The following is a 22860-nucleotide window of genomic DNA, read 5'->3' on the forward strand; positions in this document are numbered from 1 at the left end:
GCACACCGCCAGACCAGTCGGAGGTACATAAGCCGTGGAGGTCAAGATCGGCGTGCAGCACGCGCCGCGGGAGATCAGCATCGAGAGCGTGCAGACGGCGGACGAGGTGGAGAAGGCCATCGCCGACGCGCTGTCCGGTGCCTCCAAGCTGCTGACACTGGTGGACGAGCACGGCCGCAAGGTCCTGATCCCCGCCGACCGCCTCGCCTATGTCGAGATCGGCGAGCCGGCCGCCCGCAGGGTCGGGTTCGGCGCCTCGCTCTGACCGACCAGTCGCCGCAGGGGCGGCCACCGGCTGTGACCGGTGGCCGCCCCTCCGTTTCGTTCCGCCTCCCCCGGGGGTAGGACCACTGTGCACACCGGTCCATACCAACTGGAGGGGACAAGGATGTTGTGGGAAGCCGCCGCATACGCCGTCGTCGGGCTCGCCGCCGCTTTCGCGGCCACCGTCCTGCTGCCCGCACGGCTCCCGCGCACCCCGCTCACCCTGGGCACCGGCCCCGCGGCGGCCCTGGCCGGCGGCCTGGTCGCCCGGACGATCTTCGGCGGCGGCCACCTCGAAGTGACCGTCCCGGTCGCCCTTGTGGTGGCGGCGGCCCTGCTCAGCCTGCTGGCCAGGCCGGGCCGGCCCTCCCCGCTGGCGTAGCGCTCCCCGGCGGGGACTCCCCGGGGCCGAGCGGCGCTACGCGGCCAGGCCCAGCGCCGCCATCCGCTTGGTGTGCGCCTCGGTGATCCGGGAGAACATCCGGCCGACCTCGGCCAGGTCGAAGCCGTCGGCGACCCCGCCGACCAGCATCGTGGACAGCGCGTCCCGGTCGGCCACCACCCGCTGCGCCTGGGACAGCGCCTCGCCCATCAGCCGCCGGGCCCACAGCGCGAGCCGGCCGCCGACGCGTGGCTCGGCGGCGATCGCGGCCCGTACCTTCCCGATCGCGAAGCCCGCGTGCCCGGTGTCGTCCAGCACCGCCAGCACCAGGGTGCGGGTGTCGGAGTCGAGCCGGGCGGCGACCTCGCGGTAGAAGTCGGAGGCGATCGAGTCGCCGACATAGGCCTTGACCAGGCCTTCCAGCCAGTCCGACGGCGCGGTCAGCCGGTGGAACTCGTCCAGCGCGGCGCCGAACGGCTCCATCGCCAGATTCGCCGTCTCACCGATCTCGGTCAGCCGGTCGCGCAGCCGCTCGAAGTGGTGGAACTCGGCCGCCGCCATCGCGGCCAGCTCCGCCTTGTCCTCCAGCGTCGGCGCCAGCTTGGCGTCCTCCGCGAGCCGCTCGAACGCGGCCAGTTCGCCGTAGGCCAGCGCGCCCAGCAGATCGACGACGGCGGCCCGGTAGCGCGGGTCGGCCGCCGCCGCGTCCCAGTCCTGGGCGGCGATCCCGGTGGTGATCCCGGTGGCCGCGGGCACGGGGGCGGGCGTGATGGTCTCGTCAGGCGTCTCCATGCTGCGCACAATAGCCAAGTCCCGCCCGCTGGTAAGACCCGCCGTGTGACCCGGGGCCGGTCCCCGACGCTCCCCCGCCACGAGCCGGGTGACGCCCCGCGAGGGGGCTGCGGGGAACCGCGCGACCAGCCCCCGGCGACCCGCGCCGAACCGCCCCGCCATAAGTCGCACGCACCCACCCGGCGCCCCGGGACCGCCCGGCTTTCAGCGGATCGCGCACCGAATCGGCCCGTAGTGATCCCGATGACGTACCGGATGACCTACCGAACGAAACATTTGATCGGGTGCAGCTAAGTGTTTCCGGGGTAGAGTGGTATTGCACCCGTCGGTAGTCGGTTTACTTCCGATGTCCGACGGGCGACGTGTGCAACACCAGGATGCCCGGTCGGTGGCCCGATCGGCTCCGAACCGACCGCCTTCCCGCCATCGGGAGGGGCCCGCTCGCGGCATGAGCGAGGGCAGCGGTCCCGCGCCCCACAGCCCTTTCGGCTGTACGACACCTCTGCGCGGTCAGTATCCGGCGCCGTCGTTTTCCCGGCGCTCCGGCTGCTCGACCCCCCTTGCCGCACAGTGCCGCGTCTCACAGAAGAGGCAACATCCTGACCACCACGACTTTCCGCAGTCTCGGAATCCTCGCCGAGACCGCCGAGGCCCTTGAGGCCGTCGGCATCATCACTCCTTTCCCGATCCAGGAGATGACCCTTCCGGTCGCCCTGGCGGGCAACGACGTCATCGGCCAGGCCAAGACCGGCACCGGCAAGACCCTCGGCTTCGGCCTCCCGCTGCTGCAGCGGGTCGTCGTGTCCGCGGATGTCGACGCGGGCCGCGCGAGCGCCGATCAGCTCACCGACAGCCCGCAGGCCCTGGTCGTCGTCCCCACCCGCGAGCTGTGCCAGCAGGTCACCAACGACCTGCTCACCGCGGGCAAGGTGCGCAACGTCCGAGTGGCCGCGATCTACGGCGGCCGGGCCTACGAGCCGCAGGTCGAGCAGCTGCGGAAGGGCGTCGACGTGGTCGTCGGCACCCCGGGCCGCCTGCTGGACCTGGCCGGCCAGAAGAAGCTGAACCTCAAGCAGGTGCGCGCGCTCGTGCTGGACGAGGCCGACGAGATGCTCGACCTGGGCTTCCTGCCCGACGTCGAGAAGATCATGGGCATGCTGCCGGTCAAGCGCCAGACCATGCTGTTCTCGGCCACCATGCCGGGCGCGGTCATCGGGCTAGCCCGCCGGTACATGTCGCAGCCGACCCACATCCGCGCCTCCTCCCCCGACGACCTGGGCGCGACGGTCGCCAACACCACCCAGCACGTCTTCCGCGCGCACTCCATGGACAAGCCGGAGCTGGTCTCCCGCATCCTCCAGGCCGAGGGCCGCAGCCTGGCGATGATCTTCTGCCGTACCAAGCGGACCGCCGCCGATGTCGCCGAGCAGCTGGAGAAGCGCGGCTTCGCCTCCGGCGCGGTGCACGGCGACCTCGGGCAGGGTGCCCGTGAGCAGGCGCTGCGCGCGTTCCGCAACGGCAAGGTGGACGTCCTGGTCTGCACCGATGTCGCCGCCCGCGGTATCGATGTCGAGGGCGTCACCCATGTGATCAACTACCAGACGCCCGAGGACGAGAAGACGTATCTGCACCGGATCGGCCGCACCGGCCGGGCCGGCGCCTACGGTACGGCGATCACCCTGGTCGACTGGGACGACATCCCGCGCTGGCAGCTGATCAACAAGGCGCTGGACCTGCCGTTCAACGACCCGGAGGAGACGTACTCCACGTCTCCGCACCTGTTCGAGCTGTTGGGCATCCCGGCCGGCACCAAGGGCGTCCTGCCCCGCGCCGACCGCACCCGGGCCGGTCTGGACGCCGAAGCGGTCGAGGACCTCGGCGAGACCGGCGGACGCGGCAACGGCGCGTCGCGCGGTCGGCGCCCGGCGGGCGGCCCGCAGGCCGCTCCCGCCGACGAGCGTCCCGCCCGCACCCGCGCCCCGCGCCAGCGCCGCCGCACCCGCTCGGGCGAGAACACCGCCGAGGTGGCCGGCGCGACCGCGGCCTCCGTGACGTCCCTGGCTCCCGTGGCCCCCGCGGCTCCCGGCGTGGAGTCGGCCGTCGAGGTCTCCGCGCCGGACGCCACCCGCCCGGCCCCCCGCCGCCGTCGCCGCACCCGCTCGGGCTCGGCAGCGGCCCCGGAGGCGACCGTCCTCACGGAGACGGCGCCCCTCGCCGCCCCCGTCGAGCCGGCCGAGACCGCCGTAGCCGTCGAGCCCGCCGCCGAGGAAGCCGTACGGGCCCCTCGCCGCCGGACCCGCAAGGCCGCCGAACCGGTCGAGGCGGCGGCCGTGGCGGTCCTCGCCCCGGTCACCCCGGTCGAGCCCGCCGCCGAGGAAGCCGTCAAGGCCCCCCGCCGCCGGACCCGCAAGGCCGCCGAACCCGTCCTCGAAGTACCGGCTCCGGCCACCGCCCCCGAGGCGGTCGTCGCCGACGAAGCGGTCAAGACCCCGCGCCGCCGGACGCGTAAGGCCGCCGAGCCCGCCGTCGAGGTCCCGGCACCGGCCACCGCCCCGGAGGCGTCCAGCGAGGAGCCCGTCAAGGCCCCGCGCCGCCGCACCCGCAAGGCGGCCGTCGCCGAGCCCGACGCGAGCTGACCCGATCCTCCCGATCAGCCGAACGCCCCCGACCTTTCGGCCGGGGGCGTCCGCGCGCCCGGGACACCCGCCGACCTGCCCGATTGCCGGTCGGGAAGGCGGGACAGGCAACCTCTCGGACATACGCGGCGCGTAATCTCACTCCATGAGCCGACCTTCTGCCCTCGACCTGCCGGAGAACGTGTCTGCCCGTCGGCTGGAGACGTCCCGCGGTTCCTTTGCGGTGCTCGACGCCGCCCCCGCCCCGCACGCGCCGCCGGGTGGCACAGCGCTGCTCGTACCGGGCTTCACCGGCAGCAAGGAGGACTTCCTCGATCTGCTGCCCCCACTGACCGACGGCGGCTTCCGGGTGGTGGCGGTGGACGGCCGCGGCCAGTACGAGTCGGACGGTCCGCGCGAGGAGTCCGCGTACGCGCAGGCGGAGCTCGCCGCCGACCTGATAGCGCAGAGCACGGCCCTCGCCGGAGGCGGCCCGCTGCACCTGCTCGGCCATTCGCTGGGCGGTCATATCGCCCGCGCGGCCGTGCTGGCGGCCGGGCCGTCGGCCTGGACGTCGCTGACCCTGATGAGTTCGGGCGCGGCCGAGGTGGCCCCCGCACAGCAGGTCCGCACCCAGCTGCTGGTGGACTATCTCCCCACCATGGACATGGAGACGGCCTGGCAGACCATGCGGGCCATGGACGCGGAGAACGCGCCGGACCCCGTCGACGCCGCCGAGGGCACCCCGGCCTGGCTGGAGGAGTTCCTGCACCGCCGCTGGGTGTCGACCGTCCCCGAGCAACTGATCGCCACCGCCAAGCAGCTGATGACCGAACCCGACCGGGTGGCCGAATTGGCCACCGTCGCGCTGCCCAAGCTCGTACTGTCCGGCGAGGTGGACTACGCCTGGCCGGTATCGTCGCTGGACGCCATGGCCGAGCGGCTGGACGCCGAGCGCGTGGTCATCAAGGGCGCCGAGCACTCTCCCAACGCGGAGCGCCCGGAGCAGACCGCCGCCGCGCTGATGGCGTTCTGGAGCCGTTCCCTTCTTGGCGAGTAGTGAAGGTTGGAAAGAGTTTCATTAGCGTAGGGAATGTTTCGAAGGGGGTGTTCGTTGACCACACATGTAACGAGCGACGAAGGGAGAAGCCCCATGCGCTTCGAAATCATGCGGCTCGACGACCGTAACGGCACCGCGGTGGAGAGCACCGTCGTGGACGCCTCCGCCGTCGACAAGATTGTCCAGCAGGCTGCTGCCATAGGGCAGCGCATCTACATCCGCCCTGCGGACTGACGCAGCACCGGCACCAGCACCAGCCAGTACCAGCCAGTACCAGCGGAATCACCCAGCACGAAGCACGAACTGACAGCGCCCCGTACCAGTGGAGTACGGGGCGCTTTCGCGTGTCCGGGCGGGCGGTCAGCCCTGGCCGTGGACGAAGCCGAAGACGCCATTGGCCACCGACTGCACCGCGATCGCCGAGAGCAGCATTCCGGACAGCCGGGTGACCAGGACGACGCCGCCCTCTTTGATCACCCGGATGATCGCCAGCGAGTAGCGCATGACCAGCCACAGCACCAGGTGCATGGCAATGATGGCCACCCACACCGAGGCCTGCTGGCCCACGCCGCTGGCCTTCTGCACCGCGAGGATGACGGTGACGATCGCGCCGGGGCCGGCTAGCAGCGGCATCCCGAGCGGGACCAGCGCGACATTGACGTCCTTCGTCTGGGTCGGCTCGTCGGCCTTGCCGGTGAGCAGGTCCAGCGCGATCAGCAGGAGCAGCAGCCCGCCGGCCACCCGCAGGGCCGGCACCGACACATGCAGGTAGTCCAGGATCTGCTGCCCGCATATCCCGAAGGTGGTTATCACCCCGAACGCGACGAAGGCGGCCTGCCACGCCATCCGCCGCTGGGTCTTCCTGGCCCGCCCGGAGGTCAGGGCCAGGAATATCGGCGTGATCCCTGGCGGGTCCATGATCACGAACAGGGTGAAGAACACGGATCCGAACAGGGTGACGTCGAACATGGCGGAGGCTTTCCTGTCGAGCGGCGGAGCAAGGAGCGGGGAGAAGGGGACGGGAAGGGAGCAGGGGGAGGGGGACGGGGAGGGGAGGCGAGAGGGACGGCACGGGGAGAACGGGAGATCCGGGGGCGCACCCCTGAGACCCGGCAGCGGCGTCAGCCCGCGGTGACCGGTACCGCCCCGCTCGCCCGCCGGACGATCTCCCGGTAGACCTCCGGGTCCGTCACGCACTCCCCCAGCGCCACCGTCTTCCGGCTGCCGTGATAGTCGCTGGAGCCCGTCGCGAGCAGCCCCGACTCCCCGGCGAGGGCGGCCAACCGGGCCCGTGTCGCCGGGTCGTGGTCGACGTGGTCCACCTCGATACCGTCGAGGCCGGCGGCTGCCAGTTCCCCGATCACCGCGTCCGGCACCGTCTCGCCCCGCTTGTGCGCCCCCGGGTGCGCGAACACCGTGACGCCCCCGGCCGCCTTGACCAGCCGCACCGCCTCGAAGGGGTCGAACTCGGCCTTGGCCACGTACGCCCGTCCGTCGTTGGCCAGCCACTCCTCGGTGAACGCGTCCGAGACGCTGCCCACCACCCCCAGCTCGACCATCGCGGTGGCGATGTGCGGCCGCCCCACCGATCCGTCGCCGGCGATCCGCGCGACCTGATCCCAGGTCACCGGCACGCCCAGCTCCTGGAGCCTGGCCACCATGCCGCGGGCGCGCGGCACCCGGTCGTCGCGCACCAGCTCCCGCTCGCGGTTCAGTTCGGGTTCGGCGGGGTCGAAGAGGTACGCCAGCAGGTGCATGCTGATCCCGCCCACCCGGCAGGACAGCTCCGCCCCGGTCACCAGCGTCAGTCCGGACCGGGGACCCAGCTCCCGCAATGCGGCGACGGCCTGCCCGTAGCCGCCGACCGTGTCGTGATCGGTGAGGGCCACCACGTCGAGTCCGGCCGCGGCGGCGTTGCGGACCAGCTCGCCGGGCGTGTCCGTACCGTCCGAGGCCGTCGAATGAGTGTGCAGGTCGACGCGCACGGCACGGGCTCCCAGGGACGGCAGAAGGTCAGCGGACGAACACAAGGATAGCTCCCGCACAAACCTGCGATTCGCAGGGGCAAACGGAAGTGGGGCTCAGGAGCCCAGGTGGGTTACGGCCTACAGGCTCGGCGATGGTCCTCACCCGTACGGCGCAACCCGGCCGCGCCCGTTTCCGCGCCCCCACCGCCCCGCCGCTCCGCGCGGTCCGGCCTCAGGCGGGCGATGCCAGCAGCCGCGGCGACAGCGCCCCGCACGGCAGCAGGTCCACCTCGGCGCCCGCGTCCCGCAGGTCCGTCAGCACCAGCTCGTCGTACATCAGCAGCCCGGTCTCCTGGGGCCAGACGATCGCCCACACCCACAGCCCGAGCGCCTCGCCGGCGAAGGCCACCCGGTCGTCCGGGGTGCCCTGGACCTGCCACAGGGGGGTCGGGCGACCGGCCGCGAGCACCTTGGTGTGGGCGGGCTTGTCGACGCACATGTCGGGCCCCGGGTCCGGCCCGGGGATCCCCGCGTAGCGCGCGCCGAGGCCCACGCCCAACTCCTCGGCGATCAGCATCAGCTCACCGGCGCCGCCGAGCGGGCCGGGACCGGAGCAGGTCAGCGCGGTGGCCCGGCCCCCGCCGCGGTCGTCACCCGCCGAGGCGACGCCGGAGAAGAGCCAGCCCACGGGAAGCGGCCACGGCATCCACACCGGTACACGGGAACGGTGCACGACCACGCCGAGCGCCTCGACGCTGGGCGGCAGGACCGGCTGCAGCGGGTGAACGCTCCCGTGGGCGTCGCACTGCCACGAGTCGGCGAAGAGGCCGGGCGTCCGGACCCTGCCACCGCACTTCGGGCAACTGGGTTCACCCCTCATAGGGCCCCACGGTCCTCCGGGACCGTGCCCGCGTCAAGGACGATCACCCGTCCGAGCCCCCGGGTTCCCGCCTCCGCCCCCGAGGCGCTCAGCCCCGCTTCAGCCCGCTTCCCGCCGCTTCAGTCCGCTTCAGTCCGCTTCAGCCGCCGAGGTCGTCCAGCCGTACCGATCCCCGCGCCGGATCGCGCAGGTCCGTCCCCAGCTTCAGCCACCGCTCCTGAAGGGCGGCGGCGCCGTGCACCCGCTTCCACGCGGCCTCATTGGGCGTCATCGGGAGCAGCGGCAGGAAGCGCACCGGGTCCATCGGCTCACCGAGGACCTCGGCCAGGGCCAGGTCCTCGACCAGCCCGCCGCCCTCGGCCACCAGCACCGCCGAGAAGGGCGCGCCCGGCCAGAGCGGCTCGCCGACCTCCAGCGAGTTGCCCGGCGCGACAACGACCCCTTCCACCTGCGGGGACGCGGCCAGGACGGCCAGCGGCCGGAGGATCTTGTCGGTGTCTGGGCCCGCGCCGCCACGCCCGGCGCGAACCGTCACCAGCAGCTCCGCGCGGGGGCCGCGTACCGCGTCCGCCATCGTCGCGAGCGGGTCGGCCATGGGCTGCGCGGACATGCCAAGAGTGACGTATCGCCGCAGGTCGCCGTCGGAGTAGCGGAGTACCTCGATCCGCTCCACGCCGAGGAAGGTGATCGCGGCCCGCGCGTCCGGTTCGCCGAAGGCGACGCGCAGCCGTGCCTCGACCAGCGGCGTAACATCTGCCATACGGCGAGCATAGAGCGCGTATCGAAGGCGCAAAGCTCGACAGCAGGCGTTCGAGCGCTTGCTAAAGTGGGGCGTTCGCGCGTACGTCATCCCCCAGCGGGGATTGGCCGGAGGAGGTGGGACTGCCATGGATCCCAGTCGACCGTGCAGTACCGGCAGCTCTTCCATCTGCCGCCCCGCGCTCTGAGCCTCCGCGTGCCTTCGCGTTCCTACCCGTCCCCCCGGGAGCGAAACGCGTGATGTGACGGCTTGCCCGCGGAGCGTCTCCGCGCTGGAAGAGCGCCCTGAACTGCTTGTGATCAACCCGTCCTGATCAGCAATTCAGTGCGGCGCCATGCCGTAGGCCAGTCCGTGAAGGAGCTTGCCATGTCGATGATCCGTGATCTGCGCGCTGTCGTCCGTCCCACCCTGCGCAAGACCAGCGAGTCCTACGACTACGGCCCGACCCACGACGCCTCCGCCATCAGCAGCGCGGTGGTGGACTGCGCGGTCTACCGCGGCGGCGTCCGGTGCAGCGACAACATCGGCCTGCGCGAGGCCCTGCGTACCGTCCGGGCCGGCCGCAGCGCCGACCAGTGCGACGGCAGCGACGGTTTCGTCTGGATCGGGCTGCACGAGCCGACCGAGCAGGAGTTCGCCGGGATCGCCGAGGAGTTCGGCCTGCACCCGCTGGCCGTCGAGGACGCCGTGCACGCCCATCAGCGGCCCAAGCTGGAGCGGTACGACAACTCGCTGTTCACCGTGTTCAAGACGATCCGCTATGTGGAGCACGCCGAGCTGACCGCCACCAGCGAGGTGGTGGAGAGCGGCGAGGTGATGGTCTTCACCGGCCAGTACTTCGTGATCACCGTCCGGCACGGCGGCCACGGCTCGCTGCGGTCGCTCCGGCACCAGTTGGAGGACGACCCGGAGCTGCTGGCCAAGGGCCCGTCCGCGGTGCTGCACGCCATCGCCGACCGGGTGGTCGACGACTATCTGGCGGTGACCGAGGCGGTCCAGGACGACATCGACGAGGTCGAGATCGATGTCTTCTCGGCGGGCAACGGCAAGAGCCTGCGCGGCGGCGACGCGGGGCGGATCTACCAGCTCAAGCGGGAGGTGCTGGAGTTCAAGCGGGCGGTCTCCCCGCTGCTGCGGCCGATGCAGATGCTGGGCGAGCGCCCGATGCGGCTGATCGACCCGGAGATCCAGAAGTACTTCCGCGACGTCGCCGACCATGTGGCCCGGGTGCACGAGCAGGTCACCGGCTTCGACGACCTGCTGAACTCCATCCTCCAGGCCAATCTGGCGCAGGCCACCGTCGTGCAGAACGAGGACATGCGCAAGATCACCGCGTGGGCGGCGATCCTGGCGGTGCCGACGATGATCACCGGTGTGTACGGGATGAACTTCGACACGATGCCGGAGCTGCGCTGGCGGTTCGGCTACCCGGCGGTGCTGGTCGCGATCGTGTCGATCTGCTACGCCATCCACCGGGGATTCCGGCGCAACGGCTGGTTGTAGGGGCCGGACCGCCCGGGGTCAGGCGCTCTTGCGGCGGTCGGCGAGGATCACCAGGGCCAGGCCCGCGAGGATCACGCCGAGCGCCGGATAGGCGGCGGCCGGCGGGGTCTGGCCCAGCCACAGCGCGGCGACGAGCGCGGCGCCGGGGGTCTCCAGCAGGATCGCGGTCGAGGTGGTGGCGGGGCCCAGACCGCGTACCACCCGGTTGAGCAGCGAGTGCCCGAGCAACTGGGCGGCCACCGTCAGCGCGACGATCTTCAGCCAGGTCGCCCCGTCGTAGCCGCCGAGCGCCGAGCCGGACACCAGGCAGGCGGCCAGCAGGACGACCGCGGTGGTCCCGTAGCAGACGAAGGTGTACGCGGTGGTGCTCGCGGTGCGCCGTACCTCCGCGCCGAGCAGGACGTATCCGGCGGCGGCCATGCCCGCGCCGAGGGCCAGCAGGTCACCCGCCAGCGCGCGGGCGCCGGTGGACAGGTCGATGCCGGTGAGGATGAGCACGCCGAGCACCGCGAGCCCGGTGCCGGCCCAGGCCAGGCCCGGCGGGCGGTGGCCGCGCAGGCGCAGGACGAGGGTGGTCCAGATCGGGGTGGTGGTGCACAGCGCGGTGGAGGTGGCCACCGACGTCATATTGAGGCTCGGCAGCCACATGCCGAAGTGCAGAGCGAGGACGACGCCGGCCGCCACGGACAGCGCGAGCGCCCGGCCGCCCATGTGCCGCAGTTCGGCGCGGTGCCGCCACAGCGCGAGCGGGCTGAGGACGCCGACGGCCATCGCGTTGCGCCAGAAGGCGATGGCCAGCGCGGGCGCGGCGGTGGCGGCGATCAGCGGGGCCGACATCGAGACGCCGGCCACGGCCACCGCGAGCAGCGTGAAGTCCAGCCGCCGCCCGGGTACGGGCCCTGCCGGTATCCCCGCCGCCGGCTGTGTGCCGCCCGGGTCCGCGGTGGTGGCGGTGCTCTGCGGGGCGGTCACGGGGCTCCTCGGATGCGCTCTCGGATCACGGCGGTCGGCCGCCCCTCAGCGTAAGGCCCATGACGGGCCTGAGCACCTGTCGTTCCGTTCCCCGGACGGCTCCCGGCGGCGGTCGGGCTCTAGGCTGTGGCCATGACCGCCGAGACCGCCGCAGCCGCCGCTGTCGCCGCCGCCGAGCAGACCGCCCTGATCGAGGAGGCCACCAAGAAGTCCGGCCTGGTCTGGGTCAACGGCCAGGCCCTCTGGCACGCCTGGGTCGACGGCGCGCTCTGCCTGGTCACCGGCCCCGGCGAGCAGCCCGTCCCGGCCGGCCTCACCGAGGGCGCCGCCGCGACCGTCACCGTACGCAGCAAGGACAAGGGCGGCCGCCTCATCACCTGGCCCGCCCGCGTCACCCTGCTCCCCCCGGACAGCGCCCCCTGGCAGGCCGCCGCCGCCGAACTCAAGCCCAAACGCCTCAACTCCCCCGACGGCGAGGCCCTTTCCGCCCGCTGGTCCCGCGAGTGCGCCATCCTCCGCCTCACCCCCTCCGGCCCCCCGACCGAACACCCGGGCACCATGCCGACAGCCTCCGGCTCCACCCCGCCCCCACCCAGCCCGGCCACCACCCGCCACCCCATCCCGGCAGCCCTCCCCCGCCTGCTGGCACGGGCCGGAAGAAGAGCTAGCCCGCACCGGGCATCGTCGAGGCCGGGCACGCGGCGCTACTTCTTCTTCGCCCCCGGCGCCGGACCCGACGGCGAAGCCGTCACCCCCACCGACTTCCCGTAGTCGACCACCGCGTTCTTGCCGGGGGCCGTCAGGGGGAAGTCCTGGGCCCAGTCGGTGAGGGTCAGGATGCCCGCGTTGCCGGCGCGCTGGTAGCGGAGGGGGTAGGGCTTGCCGTTGAGGGAGATGTCGAGGGAGCCGCCGCGGGAGCCGGTGAGGGCGATGGTCGGGGTGGTGGCGATCTTGCCGTGGTCGCCGCGCTGGAGGGTGCCGTCGAGGACGAAGAGGTCGGCGAGCAGGGTCTTCTTGTCGGTGAAGCCGCTGAACTGGCGGTAGGCGGGGTCGGTGGGCGGGACCTTGACGTATTTGCCGTTGAGTTTGGCCGCGGCGGCCTTGCTGTCCTTGTTGTCGCCGCCGGCGCCGTAGAAGTCGGCGCCCGCCTTGAGGTAGAGGTCGTCGTTGACACGCAGCAGCTGGAAGGTGCCGGCCCTGGTGGTGACCTCGCCGACGCCGCCGTCGGCGCGCAGGCGCATGTCGAGGCGGAAGGTCTGGCCGTCGCTGACCACGGTGCCGGACAGCCGTACGGCCGGGGCGGCGTCCGCGGCGGTCCTGGCCTGCCGCTCGATGCTCGCGGGGGGCAGTTTGGCGACGCCGTTGGTGCCCTCGTCGGGGCCGCCGCCGAGGCCGAGGCAGCCGGTGAGCAGCGGCGTTCCCGCGCAGAGCGTCGCGAGGACGGCGAGGGCTCGGCGGGCGGGGACGTTCCGGCGGACGGGATACACGGGTTGTCGTCCTCCTGCGGGTGGTGCTGCGGGCGGTGCAGAAGCTACCGCAGAAGTGGCCGCGGTGTACCCGGGGCGTGGGCGCGGGCGTATCCGCGGGGCGTACCCACGGGGCGGACAAGATCTCCCCGGAGTAGCCTGGCCGCGGACAACGAACGCACGAGGAGGCCCCCGTATGGCCGCAGGCGCCCCCCGGGTCTTCGTCTCGCATCTGGCCGGTGTCGCCGTGTTCGATCCGGCGGGCGACCAGGTGGGCCGGGTCCGCGACGTGGTGGTGACGCTGCGGGTCGGCGGCCGGCCGCCCGGTGTGCTCGGCCTGGTGGTCGAGGTGGTCAGCCGGCGGCGGATCTTCCTGCCCATGACCCGGGTGACCGGTGTCGAATCGGGCCAGGTGATCACCACCGGCGTGCTGAACATGCGGCGCTTCGAGCAGCGCAAGAGCGAGACGCTGGTGCTGGGCGAGCTGCTGGACCGCCGGGTGCATCTGGTGGAGCCGGCGGCCGGCGCCGATCAGGGCCCGGAGGGGGCCGAGGCCGAGGCCGCCCGGCAGGCGCGGGGCGAGGAAGTCACCGTGCTGGACGTGTCCATGGTGCAGCTGACGGCTCGCCGCACCTGGGAGATCGACAAGGTCTTCGTCCGGCGCGGCAAGGCCGGGGCGCTGCGCCGCAAGGGCGAGACGCTGACCGTCGACTGGTCGGCGGTCACCGGCTTCCGGCTGTCCGAGGACGGCCAGGGCGCCGAGAACCTGGTCGCCACCTTCGAGCGGCTGCGCCCGGCCGACCTGGCGAACGTCCTGCACCATCTGTCCCCCAAGCGCCGCGGCGAGGTCGCCGCCGCGCTGGACGACGACCGGCTCGCCGACGTGCTGGAGGAGCTGCCGGACGACGACCAGGTGGAGATCCTCAGCAAGCTCAAGGAGGAGCGGGCCGCCGACGTCCTGGAGGCGATGGACCCGGACGACGCCGCCGACCTGCTGGCCGAGCTGCCCGCCGACGAGCAGGAGCGCCTGCTGGCCCTGATGCAGCCGCAGGAGGCCGCGGGCGTACGGCGGCTGCTGTCGTACGAGGAGCGGACCGCGGGCGGGCTGATGACCACCGAGCCGATCGTGCTGGGTCCGGAGTCGACCGTCGCCGACGCGCTGGCCCGCATCCGCAACCCCGACCTGTCGCCGGCGCTGGCCGCGCAGGTCTATGTGTGCCGGCCGCCCGACGAGACGCCCACCGGCCGGTATCTGGGCCTGGTGCACTTCCAGCGGCTGCTGCGCGATCCGCCCTACACCCAGCTCGGCTCGATCGTGGACACCGACCTCCAGCCGCTCCAGCCGGAGACCGCGCTGCCGTCGGTGACCAGCTTCCTGGCGACGTACAACATGATCTCGGCGCCGGTGGTGGACGAGCGGGGCGCGCTGCTCGGCGCGGTCACGGTGGACGACGTGCTCGACCATCTGCTGCCGGAGGACTGGCGGGAGACCGATCTGCGGGGCGCGGACGGCGTGATGGACGCGGGGGACGGACCGGACGGGCGGGACAGGGGTGACGGGGACGACCGGGACGACGGGGACATGGACGAGGGGGGCGACGATCCGGACCGGGAGCCGTACGACCCGTACCGCTCCGCCGAGCCCAGCCCGCTGACCGGCCACAGCGGCCACAGCGGCGAGCCCACCGACCGCTCCGGCGACAGCGACGACGACGGCTCCGGCGACAGCGGCGGCACGCCCGGGACAGGAGCCGGCGATGCCCGCTGAGGAACGCGAGCGCGCCAAGCGCTCCACTGACCGGCGCGGCCAGCGCGCCCGGCTCGACCAGCCCAAGGCACCGCGCCGCAGCCTTCTGCCCACCTACGACCCGGAGGCCTTCGGCAAGCTGTCCGAGCGGATCGCCCGCTTCCTGGGCACCGGACGGTTCATCGTCTGGATGACCGTCCTGATCATCCTGTGGCTGCTGTGGAACATCTTCGCGCCGAAAGCCGCCCGCTTCGACCCGTACCCGTTCATCTTCCTGACCCTGCTGCTGTCGCTCCAGGCGTCCTACGCCGCGCCGCTGATCCTGCTGGCGCAGAACCGGCAGGACGACCGCGACCGGGTGAATCTGGAGCAGGACCGCAAGCAGAACGAGCGGGTCATCGCCGACACCGAGTACCTGACCCGGGAGGTCGCCGCGCTGCGGGTGAACCTCGGCGAGGTCGCCACCCGGGACTGGATGCGCTCCGAACTCCAGGATCTGCTCCGGGAGATCGAGGAGCGCCGGTTCCTCGCCGCCACGCGCGGCCCCGGTCCGGTCGCCGGACGCCGGTCGGGCCCGGCGGGGCGGCCCCGACCCGGCCGCGGTGACGAACCCGACGGCCGGGGTCGCTGAACCGGCCCGCGCCGCCGCCGTACCATCGTCCCTATGGCTACCACCACTCCCCCAGCCTCCGGCCGGCAGGCGCCCGCGGGCGCCGCGCCGACCGACGAGGCCGTCCGCGCCGCGCTCGCGACCGTGAACGACCCGGAGATCCACAAGCCGATCACGGATCTCGGCATGGTGAAGTCCGTGGACATCGACGCGGACGGCACGGTGGCGGTCACCGTCTATCTGACCGTCTCCGGGTGCCCGATGCGCGACACCATCACCAACCTCGTCACGACGGCCGTCGGCCAGGTCGCCGGGGTCACCTCGGTCCGGGTCACGCTGGACGTGATGAGCGACGAGCAGCGGCGCGAGCTGGCGGCGTCGCTGCGGGGCGGCAAGGCCGAGCGGGAGATCCCCTTCGCCCAGCCGGGCTCGCTCACCCGGGTCTACGCGGTGGCCTCCGGCAAGGGCGGCGTCGGCAAGTCCTCGGTGACGGTCAATCTGGCCGCGGCGATGGCCGCCGACGGGCTCAAGGTGGGCGTGGTGGACGCCGACATCTACGGCCACAGCGTGCCGCGCATGCTCGGTGTCGAGGGCCGGCCCACCCAGGTCGAGAACATGATCATGCCGCCGTCGTCCGCCACCGGCGTGAAGGTCATCTCGATCGGCATGTTCACCCCCGGCAACGCCCCCGTGGTGTGGCGCGGGCCGATGCTGCACCGGGCGCTCCAGCAGTTCCTGGCCGATGTGTACTGGGGCGACCTGGACGTCCTGCTGCTGGACCTGCCGCCCGGCACCGGTGACATCGCGATCTCGGTGGCGCAGCTGGTGCCGAACGCCGAGATCCTGGTGGTGACCACCCCGCAGCAGGCCGCCGCCGAGGTCGCCGAGCGGGCCGGGTCGATCGCGGTGCAGACCCACCAGAAGATCGTCGGCGTGGTGGAGAACATGGCGGGCATGCCCTGCCCGCACTGCGACGAGATCGTGGAGGTCTTCGGCACCGGCGGCGGCGACCGCGTCGCCGAGGGGCTGTCCCGTACGACCGGTACGACCGTGCCCGTCCTGGGCCGCATCCCGATCGACGTACGGCTCCGCGAGGGCGGCGACGACGGACGCCCGGTCACCCTCAGCCACCCCGACTCGGCGGCGGGTACGGCGCTGCGCGGCATCGCCGCCAAGCTGGGCGTGCGCGCCCGGGGCCTGGCCGGGATGTCGCTGGGGATCACCCCGCGCAACAAGTTCTAGCGGGCGTCCACCCGCACGGCATGCGACGGCGGGGCGGGCTCCAGGAGCCCGCCCCGCCGTCGCGCCGAGCGCGGGCTCAGTGCTCGTACGTCGTGATGTCGCGCACCACCGACAGGCCCAGGCCGTAGGCGCTCATACCGCGCCCGTACGCGCCCAGGTGGACGCCGCGGGCCGCGCCCGCCATCACCCAGCCGTACTCCGACTCGCGGTAGTGGAACGGGGTCGGCTCGCCGTCCACCGGAAGAGTGAGCGAGGACCAGGCGGAGCCGTCGAGATCGTCGGCGATGTCCCAGGCCGCGGCCGTCTGCTGGTCCAGCCAGTCCTGCCGCAGATTCCGCTCCATGTGCGTCGGCCAGGTGCACGACAGGAGTCCCGAGCCGGCCAGCCAGGCCGCCGACGAGACGGATGTGGCCTCCAGGACGCCCAGGCCGTCCGCGCTGCGCCGCCCGGGCCGCCGGGCCACGGTGACGACCACGGCGAACCGCAGCCCCTCGGGGTCGATGGTCTCCGTCTTCACGGACGGCTCGTCGCCGTGCCCTATCGAGCCGTGCTCGACCGTGCCGTCCGCGCTGACGGCGACCGAGCCGAGCCAGCGGCGGCCGGTGAACGCCTGGTCCAGCCCGTACCACGGGAAATCGGCCATCAGATAGCCGTCGACCGCCCCCTGCGCCGTGCCGGTCTTCGTCTCCATATGGGTCGCGCCTCCTCCGGTGCCCTTCTGGGCAACTCGCCATCTTGCCCGACCATGGGTGGGTTCGCGGCTCGAAACGGCGTGGGGTGACGGTGAACACACGGAAAACCGTCCACCAATCAGGTGAAATACCGCACCGCGGTTGACGCGGGCCCCACCGGAGTCCCGCCAGCGTCCCGTCAGGCCCCCGCCCGGGCCCCGCTCAGCCGACGATCAGCCCGCGCTCAGCCCGTGATCAGGTCGCGTCGGCGTCGAAGGGCGGCGGCTCGTCCGGGCCGAGCCGCTCGGGCTTGCGCAGCCGGTCCGGCGTGGTGGTGGTGTCAGTGGCGGCAGCGGCGCCGGAGGCAGCGCCGGAAGCCGCCTTGGTGCCCGGCTCCACGCCGTTCACCGCGTCGGTGACCTCCGCCATCTCCTTGCGGAGATCGAAGCTGTTGCGCAGGTCCTTGAGCTCCTTGAGGCCGTACTCGTCCTCGTCGCCGTTCATCAGGTTCTTGCGGATGAAGGTCTTGGGGTTGAGGTCCTCGAACTCGAAGTCCTTGAACTCCGGGCCCAGCTCGCGGCGGATGTCCTCCTTGGCGCTGTCGGAGAACTCCCGCACCTTCCGCACGAACTGCATGACGTCGTGGATGACCTTCGGCAGCTTGTCCGGGCCGAAGACGAGCACGGCAAGGACAACGAGCGCGACCAGCTCCAGCGGGCCTATGTCGAAGAACACCTTGCAGCTCCTTGAGACGTCCACAGCCGGGAGGGCAGGGTCCGGCGCACTTTACGGTACCCGCCCCCGCCGCTGAAGCGGGAGTGGCCCGGCCAACACTACGTCGCCAGGAGGTGAAGGAAGACCCCCCGTACGGGTGTTGACCGGCCAGGAATCCGCCGGGAGCCCGCCCGGACCCGCCTCAGTGCAGCAGGACGGAGGAACGCGGGGGCTCGGCGACCGCGGGTGTCACCAGCGGTACGGTTCCGGGCGCCAGCAGCGGCCGGGTCAGCGACACCGAGGCGGCCGAGGTCACCGACGCGGCGCCGACCGGGCCGCGCGTCCTGCGCTCCTCCTCGGCGCCGAGCACCCCGCGCGGGGTGACGCCGCGGGTGTCGGAGACCGAATTGGCGGTCAGCGGGCTCACCGCGGGGCCGTCGTCGAGGTGGGCGCCGCCGTCGACCGCGGCCTCCATCGGCAGGGCGCCGCCGATCGCTATCGCCGCCAGCGAGAAGGCGCCGGCCGCCGCGAAGGCGAACCTGCGGCCCCTGGAGGCCGCGGCGGCGCCGGAGCCGGGCTGGGTGGCGGCCACCGCCTCCGCTGCGGCGGCAGCGGCGGCGGACGCGGCCCTGGCGGTCGGCTGGTGGATCCGGAAGCCGCGCGAGCGGCTGCCGGCCGGAGCCAGCAGGTCGCGGGCCGGACCGAGGTAGGAGAACCGGCCGGAGCCGAGCGGGCCGGAGCCCAGCAGGCCGCCGTCGAAGGGACCGGGCGGCTCCTCGGCCAGTCCGGGACCGGGCGCGTCGATACCCGGCCGGCCGCCCGCTATCGGTCCGCCGGGACCGCCGTCCGGGTCCCAGGGGCCGCCGCGGCCGGAGCCGTCGCCGCTGCCCATGCCGGGCAGGCCCTGGAGCCTGGCCAGCAGGCCGGCCGATATGGCGGGCAGCTCCGAGGCGGCGACCACGCTCTTGAGCTGTCGCTGCTCGGCCGCGGCCGCTTTGCACTGGGTACACGTCGCGAGATGGGCGAGTACGCGGTCCCGGCTGTCGTCAGTCAGCTCTCCGTCGACGAACGCCGCGAGGCGGTCGCCGAGGTGCTGCTCGGCAGGCGCGGGACGGTGGGGACGATGCTCGCCTGAACCGCTGCTGCTCACGTTCTCCCGCCCTCCAGGCCAGGTTTCGGTGCGGTGGCAGCAAGCGCGGGGGCCGGACGCGCGCCGGGCGCCCGGTGTTCCAGAGCCTTACGGAGGTGGGAGCGGCCGCGGTGGATGCGGCTGCGTACCGTGCCCAGCTTCACACCCAGCGTCGCGGCGATCTCCTCGTACGACAGCCCCTCGATGTCGCAGAGCACCACCGCGGCACGGAACTCCGGGGCGAGGGTGTCCAGCGCCTGCTGGACGTCCGCGTCGAAGTGCGTGTCGTTGAAGTGCTGCGCCGGGGACGGCTCACGGCTGGGGAGCCGCTCCGCCGCGTCGTCGCCGAGGGCGTCGAAACGGATCCGCTGACGGCGGCGCACCATGTCCAGGAAGAGATTCGTGGTGATGCGGTGCAGCCAGCCCTCGAAGGTGCCGGGGGTGTACGTGGACAGCGAGCGGAAGACCCGCACGAAGACCTCTTGGGTGAGGTCCTCCGCGTCGTGCTGGTTGCCGGTCAGGCGGTAGGCCAGCCGGTATACCCGGGCACTGTGCGTACTGACGATCTCCTCCCAGGTGGGAGGCGTCCACGACTGAGCGTCCCCGTCAATGGCGAAGGTCGCTGTGGTGACGGAGTTCGCGGTGGCGGATTCGGTCTCACGTGAAGGATCGTCAGCGGTGTTGGTCACGGATTTGGGCTGTCCGGCCGACCTTAGAAAGTGCGTGAGCACTCCATGGTCACCGGCGGCAGCCGCACCTCCCCTGTCGGCTCTGGTGGTGTCCAGTAGAGCCCCTACCATAGCCACCCCGCCCGTTAGCTCCGGATAAATGCGCTTGCCTGGGGCGTAAGAGCTTCGACAAGACCTGTACGGCTCCGCGTCCCATTTCTGTTCCGTCCAGACAACGCACGGTCCCATCTGCTGGTTCCCGGCCCCAACGGATACAGTCGCCGACGGGCCTCGCGGCCAGGTGAACGCAGGGCGGAGCACAGTGGTGACAGGGAGAGGGCCATTACCGGCAACCGGCAGGCGAGCTGGGCGTTCGCTGACGCGTTCGTCGCCGAGGACGATGCCCTGATACGTGCCCGCGCGCGCTCCCACCGGGCCGGTCTGCGGCCGGTCTCACCTGGTACGGGAGCGGCGCTGCGGCTGCTCGCCGCGGCCGGGGACGCGAAGTCGGTGGTGGAGATCGGCACCGGCACGGGGGTTTCCGGCATCCATCTGATGCGCGGGATGCGCGGCGACGGCGTGCTGACGACGGTGGACACCGAGCCGGACCGCCAGCAGCTGGCCCGGGAGGCCTACCGGGAGGCGGGCTTCGCCGGCAACCGGTCGCGCTTCATCTGCGGCCCGGCGCTGGACGTGCTGCCCCGCCTCACCGACGGCGGCTACGACCTCGTCTTCTGCGACGCCGACCGGCTGGAGTACCTGGACTACCTCGACGCCTCGCTGCGGCTGCTGCGCCCGGGCGGCCTGGTCTGCTTCGAGGGGGCCTTCGGCCGCGGCCGGGCGCTGGACGCGGCCCACCAGGACGCCGAGTCCCAGCACCTGCGCGAGCTGCTGCGCGAGGTCCGCGACAGCCCCCACCTGGCCCCGGTCCTGCTCCCGACCGACGACGGCCTGCTGTGCGCGGTCCGCGGCAAGTGATCCGCCTCACCTGATCGACTGACGCGGCGAGGCGGCATGGCGGGGCGGCGGCGGGGGCGCCGCGGCGGGCAGAAAGAGGCGCGGCCACGTACGTGACGTACGTGGCCGCGACGAAATTCGGGGACCGATGGTCTCAGACGATGGCCTTCTTCAGCGCATCGCCCAGGGCGTCCGCCTCGTCCGGGGTCAGCTCGACAACAAGCCGCCCGCCGCCCTCAAGCGGAACGCGCATGATGATGCTCCGCCCCTCCTTGGTCACCTCGAGCGGGCCGTCACCCGTCCGCGGCTTCATGGCCGCCATGCTCGTTCCCCTTCCTGAAACCAGCTCGGACTCGAACACATTGGTTCTCGGCCATTATCCCGCATGTCGCGACCCGATGACCAACTTCGTCCGAAGCAATGTTCTGACCTGCGCCGATCAGTGCCAAATCGGCCGCGACCTGCTACGACGGGGCGCGGGGGCGGCCCGGGCCACGCGGAGCCGGGCACGGCGGCGCGCCCCGGACCGGGCCGCGGGCGAGCAGCAGCGGTCAAGGGCGGTCAGTGGCGCGAATCTTACGATCGTAGCTGGTCAGCAGTGGTGGGAAGAGCTGCCGCCGCCGGTGGCCGGCGGGCGAAGGCGCCCCCGCTCCAGGGGAATTCGGGCAGCCCGGCCGGCGCCGGCGGGAGGCCGGCCGCGGACCGCGGCCCGGGGGCGGCAGGGGCCGGCGGTCCGCTTCCGCCGGTGACCGCCACGGCGTGCCACCGCTCCGGGCGGGCGACCGCCCCGCGCGATGTGATCAACGACACCATGGCGGTGGGCCGGGGTCAGCCGGCGGGCGGCGAGACCAGGGACGCGTCTTGTCCCTCCACCCCGGTGGCGACCTTCGAGAGGTCCTTGGCCACGAACGCCTGCGGCATGACCCACCGGAAGAGCGGTACGGACGCCGCGCTGGTGATGAGCGCCACGAACACCAGGATGGAGAAGACCTTCTGGGAAATGATGTGCTGGGCGAGTCCGATGTTGATGAAGATGAGGATCATCATGCCCCGGGCATTCATCAGCGAGCCCAGTGCCCAGGATTCCTGCCAGGAGAAGCCGACGGACTTCGCCGCGAGGCCGCATCCGACGAACTTGCCGATGAAGCCCACCCCCAGCATGGCCGCCAGGCCGATCAGCACGCTCGGCTGGGTGAAGCCGTTCAGCTTGGTGTTGAGGCCGGAGAAGGTGAAGAAGACCGGCACCAGGAAGGTGCCGACGAAGTCCATCATCCGGCCGTGCAGGGCTTCCCTGAACTCCGGATTCCTGGGCATGGCCATCCCGGCGACGAACCCGCCGAAGACCGAGTAGATCCCGATCCAGTCGGTGAACCAGCCCGACCCCAGCACCACCAGGGCGATGATGTACATCTGGTTCTGCCCGATGTGTCCGGTCCGGGCCACGCGCGCGCCCATCGGCCGCAGCAGCCGGGCCCCCACGAACAGCATCACCACGGCGAACACGCCGCCCAGCACCAGGGTCCTGACCGCCGCCGCGGCGCTGTGACCGTTGTGGACGGCGGTGAGGAAGGCCAGGAAGGACCAGGCGACCCCGTCATCGACCGAGGCCGCCAGCAGGGCGTGCCGGCCGATCCTGGAGTTCTCCAGCCCCCGCTCGTAGAGGATCCGGGCCAGCATGGGGAACGCGGTGACGGCCAGTGCCCCGCCGACGAACAGGGCGAATATCGCCCGGGAGACGTCGGGCAGCGACAACTGCCGGTACATCAGCACACCCACCGCGGCGCCCAGCGCGAGCGGGGGGACGATGCCCGAGGTGGCCAGCACCGCGGAGCGCCGTCGTTCCTCGGCTCCCAGGCCGCCCGATCCGGTGTCGAGCCCGACGCCGACGAGGAACATATAGAGCGTCAGTCCCACGGTGCCCAGGAAGTAGAGCGTGGGTTTGATGCTGGCGGGAAACAGGTTGTGTTCGGCTGCGGGAGCCACGTATCCCAGCAGCGTCGGGCCGAGCAGGACGCCGGCCACCATTTCGCCCAGCACCCGCGGCTGCCGCACGGAAATGGCCAGCCGGCCGCAGAGCGCCGACGCCAGAAGTATGACCAGAAGCGCCGGCAGCACTTTCAGCGTGAACTGGAGATTGGGATCAGCAGCTAAAACCACGTGCTGCTGACTCAACCGATCGGATATCAGCATGTTGCCCTCCCACGTCCGGCCGCTGCCGGATGAGATCACGGTTCCGGGACCCTTCAGGGACGCTGCGATGCCGAGCGTTGAATTATTTCCGACCGCCGGTCCGGCATATGCGCGGTGCGCGTCCGGCGTCTTTGGCAGGGTGCCACGGCCGCGCACGCCGAACAAGGGGCTTCACTGAGCGTGACCCCGGCCCATCTCCGCCGCCGCGGCCGCCGGGATCGCCCAACGGCCGCCCCCACCACCACAATCAGTAGAACTACGGATTCGATGT

Annotated in this window: 23 protein-coding genes and 1 pseudogene; 11 read left to right on the top strand and 13 right to left on the bottom strand. The window is 72.2% G+C overall.

Annotation, left to right across the window (positions count from 1 at the left end):
- The first annotated feature begins 34 nt into the window (after positions 1-34).
- On the top strand, positions 35-265 hold the full coding sequence (locus ACFO3J_RS13910; RefSeq protein ID WP_386429626.1) for a DUF3107 domain-containing protein: 231 nt from the start codon (positions 35-37) through the stop codon (positions 263-265).
- A gap of 123 nt (positions 266-388) precedes the next feature.
- A complete protein-coding gene (locus ACFO3J_RS13915) occupies positions 389-646 on the top strand; it encodes a hypothetical protein (protein WP_386429627.1) in 258 nt (85 codons plus the stop codon).
- 36 nt (positions 647-682) lie between these two features.
- On the opposite strand, the gene ACFO3J_RS13920 is transcribed toward ACFO3J_RS13915, so the two are convergent.
- Complete coding sequence (locus tag ACFO3J_RS13920) at positions 683-1438, bottom strand: ferritin-like fold-containing protein (protein ID WP_386429628.1); 756 nt, start codon at positions 1436-1438, stop codon at positions 683-685.
- Positions 1439-2133: 695 nt separating this feature from the next.
- On the opposite strand from ACFO3J_RS13920, the gene ACFO3J_RS13925 reads away from it, so the two are divergent.
- The 3 genes from ACFO3J_RS13925 to ACFO3J_RS13935 all read left to right on the top strand — a co-directional run bounded on the left by ACFO3J_RS13925 (position 2134) and on the right by ACFO3J_RS13935 (position 5347).
- On the top strand, positions 2134-4074 hold the full coding sequence (locus ACFO3J_RS13925; protein WP_386429629.1) for a DEAD/DEAH box helicase: 1941 nt from the start codon (positions 2134-2136) through the stop codon (positions 4072-4074).
- A gap of 145 nt (positions 4075-4219) precedes the next feature.
- Complete coding sequence (locus ACFO3J_RS13930) at positions 4220-5113, top strand: alpha/beta fold hydrolase (RefSeq protein ID WP_386429630.1); 894 nt, start codon at positions 4220-4222, stop codon at positions 5111-5113.
- A gap of 93 nt (positions 5114-5206) precedes the next feature.
- Complete coding sequence (locus ACFO3J_RS13935) at positions 5207-5347, top strand: hypothetical protein (protein ID WP_093741761.1); 141 nt, start codon at positions 5207-5209, stop codon at positions 5345-5347.
- A gap of 126 nt (positions 5348-5473) precedes the next feature.
- Here ACFO3J_RS13935 and ACFO3J_RS13940 read toward each other — a convergent pair whose 3' ends face one another.
- The 4 genes from ACFO3J_RS13940 to ACFO3J_RS13955 all read right to left on the bottom strand — a co-directional run bounded on the left by ACFO3J_RS13940 (position 5474) and on the right by ACFO3J_RS13955 (position 8720).
- Complete coding sequence (locus ACFO3J_RS13940) at positions 5474-6082, bottom strand: MarC family protein (RefSeq protein WP_386429631.1); 609 nt, start codon at positions 6080-6082, stop codon at positions 5474-5476.
- 152 nt (positions 6083-6234) lie between these two features.
- Complete coding sequence (locus ACFO3J_RS13945; protein ID WP_386429632.1) at positions 6235-7098, bottom strand: PHP domain-containing protein; 864 nt, start codon at positions 7096-7098, stop codon at positions 6235-6237.
- A 214-nt stretch (positions 7099-7312) separates the two neighbouring features.
- Positions 7313-7960: a DUF6758 family protein gene (locus ACFO3J_RS13950; RefSeq protein WP_386429634.1), complete on the bottom strand. Its 648-nt coding sequence runs from the start codon at positions 7958-7960 to the stop codon at positions 7313-7315.
- Positions 7961-8099: 139 nt separating this feature from the next.
- A complete protein-coding gene (locus tag ACFO3J_RS13955) occupies positions 8100-8720 on the bottom strand; it encodes a suppressor of fused domain protein (RefSeq protein WP_386429636.1) in 621 nt (206 codons plus the stop codon).
- A 366-nt stretch (positions 8721-9086) separates the two neighbouring features.
- Between ACFO3J_RS13955 and ACFO3J_RS13960 the strand changes: the two genes are divergently transcribed.
- On the top strand, positions 9087-10223 hold the full coding sequence (locus ACFO3J_RS13960) for a magnesium and cobalt transport protein CorA (RefSeq protein ID WP_386429637.1): 1137 nt from the start codon (positions 9087-9089) through the stop codon (positions 10221-10223).
- 18 nt (positions 10224-10241) lie between these two features.
- Here the strand turns inward: ACFO3J_RS13960 and ACFO3J_RS13965 are convergent, their stop codons facing one another.
- On the bottom strand, positions 10242-11195 hold the full coding sequence (locus ACFO3J_RS13965; RefSeq protein WP_386429639.1) for a DMT family transporter: 954 nt from the start codon (positions 11193-11195) through the stop codon (positions 10242-10244).
- Positions 11196-11327: 132 nt separating this feature from the next.
- Here ACFO3J_RS13965 and ACFO3J_RS13970 point away from each other — a divergent pair.
- Positions 11328-11861 (top strand): annotated as a pseudogene (locus tag ACFO3J_RS13970) (hypothetical protein); the annotation flags it as partial.
- Between the two features lie 38 nt (positions 11862-11899).
- On the opposite strand, the gene ACFO3J_RS13975 reads toward ACFO3J_RS13970, so the two are convergent.
- Positions 11900-12682, bottom strand: a complete 783-nt coding sequence (locus tag ACFO3J_RS13975; RefSeq protein WP_386429640.1) for a hypothetical protein — start codon at positions 12680-12682, stop codon at positions 11900-11902.
- 175 nt (positions 12683-12857) lie between these two features.
- Here ACFO3J_RS13975 and ACFO3J_RS13980 point away from each other — a divergent pair, with 175 nt between their 5' ends.
- The 3 genes from ACFO3J_RS13980 to ACFO3J_RS13990 are packed head-to-tail and all read left to right on the top strand — an operon-like array spanning position 12858 to position 16260.
- Entirely contained in the window at positions 12858-14429 is a 1572-nt protein-coding gene (locus tag ACFO3J_RS13980) for a magnesium transporter MgtE N-terminal domain-containing protein (RefSeq protein ID WP_386429642.1), read from the top strand.
- Entirely contained in the window at positions 14419-15039 is a 621-nt protein-coding gene (locus tag ACFO3J_RS13985; RefSeq protein WP_386429644.1) for a DUF1003 domain-containing protein, read from the top strand. The genes ACFO3J_RS13980 and ACFO3J_RS13985 overlap by 11 nt, the downstream gene beginning before the upstream one ends.
- A 33-nt stretch (positions 15040-15072) precedes the next feature.
- Complete coding sequence (locus tag ACFO3J_RS13990) at positions 15073-16260, top strand: Mrp/NBP35 family ATP-binding protein (RefSeq protein WP_386429645.1); 1188 nt, start codon at positions 15073-15075, stop codon at positions 16258-16260.
- 76 nt (positions 16261-16336) lie between these two features.
- Here ACFO3J_RS13990 and ACFO3J_RS13995 read toward each other — a convergent pair whose 3' ends face one another.
- The 4 genes from ACFO3J_RS13995 to sigE all read right to left on the bottom strand — a co-directional run bounded on the left by ACFO3J_RS13995 (position 16337) and on the right by sigE (position 19574).
- A complete protein-coding gene (locus ACFO3J_RS13995) occupies positions 16337-16951 on the bottom strand; it encodes a hypothetical protein (RefSeq protein ID WP_386429647.1) in 615 nt (204 codons plus the stop codon).
- Between the two features lie 235 nt (positions 16952-17186).
- Positions 17187-17666, bottom strand: a complete 480-nt coding sequence (locus ACFO3J_RS14000) for a sec-independent translocase (protein ID WP_386429649.1) — start codon at positions 17664-17666, stop codon at positions 17187-17189.
- Between the two features lie 181 nt (positions 17667-17847).
- The gene (locus ACFO3J_RS14005) at positions 17848-18795 is read right to left on the bottom strand and encodes an anti-sigma factor family protein (RefSeq protein ID WP_386429651.1); all 948 of its coding nucleotides are present in this window, start codon (positions 18793-18795) and stop codon (positions 17848-17850) included.
- Positions 18792-19574, bottom strand: coding sequence for an RNA polymerase sigma factor SigE (sigE, locus tag ACFO3J_RS14010; RefSeq protein ID WP_386429653.1), 783 nt, complete (start codon positions 19572-19574; stop codon positions 18792-18794). The genes ACFO3J_RS14005 and sigE overlap by 4 nt, the downstream gene beginning before the upstream one ends.
- Positions 19575-19784: 210 nt before the next feature.
- Between sigE and ACFO3J_RS14015 the strand changes: the two genes are divergently transcribed.
- Positions 19785-20420 carry an O-methyltransferase gene (locus tag ACFO3J_RS14015; RefSeq protein WP_386430209.1) on the top strand — a complete coding sequence of 212 codons (636 nt, stop codon included), beginning with the start codon at positions 19785-19787 and terminating at the stop codon, positions 20418-20420.
- A 133-nt stretch (positions 20421-20553) separates the two neighbouring features.
- Here the strand turns inward: ACFO3J_RS14015 and ACFO3J_RS14020 are convergent, their stop codons facing one another.
- Both ACFO3J_RS14020 and ACFO3J_RS14025 read right to left on the bottom strand, forming a co-directional pair.
- Positions 20554-20721: a DUF3117 domain-containing protein gene (locus ACFO3J_RS14020; protein WP_073493047.1), complete on the bottom strand. Its 168-nt coding sequence runs from the start codon at positions 20719-20721 to the stop codon at positions 20554-20556.
- A 506-nt stretch (positions 20722-21227) separates the two neighbouring features.
- Positions 21228-22589, bottom strand: coding sequence for a cation:proton antiporter (locus ACFO3J_RS14025; RefSeq protein ID WP_386429655.1), 1362 nt, complete (start codon positions 22587-22589; stop codon positions 21228-21230).
- Positions 22590-22860: the final 271 nt, after the last annotated feature.

The organism is Streptomyces polygonati (assembly GCF_042650325.1).
Taxonomy (GTDB): domain Bacteria; phylum Actinomycetota; class Actinomycetes; order Streptomycetales; family Streptomycetaceae; genus Actinacidiphila; species Actinacidiphila polygonati.